This window comes from Pseudomonas sp. P7759, from assembly GCF_013386445.1.
Classification (GTDB): domain Bacteria; phylum Pseudomonadota; class Gammaproteobacteria; order Pseudomonadales; family Pseudomonadaceae; genus Aquipseudomonas; species Aquipseudomonas azotoformans_A.
In genome coordinates, this window is the sequence record NZ_JACART010000123.1 from 1 (window position 1) to 1,034 (window position 1,034).

A 1,034-nucleotide genomic window follows, 5' to 3' on the forward strand; every position below is an offset into this window, starting at 1 on the left:
CTGAGCGTCGAGCGTAGCGACGGCGTCGAAACCGGCATCTGGGAATGCACCCCAGGCGTCTGGCGTCGGCAGATCAAATCCCAGGAGTTTTGCCACTTTATCCAGGGCCGCTGCACCTTCACCCCTGACAACGGTGAAATCGTCCACATACAAGCCGGTGACGCACTGATGTTGCCGGCCAACAGCACCGGCATCTGGGACATCCAGGAAACCGTGCGCAAGACCTACGTATTGATCCTGTAACGCTTTGATCCTTGATCGCCTGCCATAAAAACAGCCCTAAAACCGCCAGGAAATCGAACCATGAAAGCCATTGCCCTGTTGCCCTTGATGTTGGTGGCCTCTATCAGCCAGGCCGCCGAGACGGTGAAAATCTACAACTGGTCCAGCTATATCGCGCCGGACACCACCAAGAACTTCCAGAAGCAGACCGGCATCGGTTTCAGCTATGACGTGTACGACAGCAACGAAACCCTCGATGGCAAGCTGATGACTGGCAACTCCGGGTATGACGTGGTGTTTCCGTCCAACCACTTCATGGCGCGGCAGATTCAGGGCGGTGCCTTGAAGAAGCTCGACAAGAGCCAATTGCCCAACTGGAAGAACCTCAACCCGGTGCTGCTCAAGGCCCTGGAAAACAACGATCCGGGCAATGCCCATGGGTTCCCGTATCTGTGGGGCAGCACCGGTATCGGCTACAACATCGACAAGGTCAAGGCGGTACTCGGCGACAACGCGCCCGTGGACTCCTGGGACCTGATCTTCAAGCCCGAGTACATGGAGAAGCTCAGCAAATGCGGGGTTGCCATCCTGGATAACGGCCCGGAGCTGCTGCCCATCGCCCTGAATTATCTGGGCTTGCCGCCGCACAGCAAGAACCCGGATGACTACAAGAAAGCCGAAGCTCTGCTGATGAAAGTGCGACCGTATGTAGCGTACTTCCATTCCTCGAAGTACACCGGCGACCTGGCCAATGGTGACATCTGTGTGGCCGTCGGTTTTTCCGGCGATGTGCTGCAGGCCGAGAGCCGCGC

General features: G+C 57.4%; 2 protein-coding genes. Both read left to right on the forward strand.

Going from position 1 to position 1,034, the window contains the following annotated elements; all coding sequences use genetic code 11:
- Positions 1–243: cupin domain-containing protein (locus HX823_RS31535; protein WP_177078554.1), on the forward strand; the 243-nt coding region annotated here is incomplete at its 5' end.
- A gap of 60 nt (positions 244–303) precedes the next feature.
- Positions 304–1,034: extracellular solute-binding protein (locus tag HX823_RS31540; RefSeq protein ID WP_177078556.1), on the forward strand; the 731-nt coding region annotated here is incomplete at its 3' end.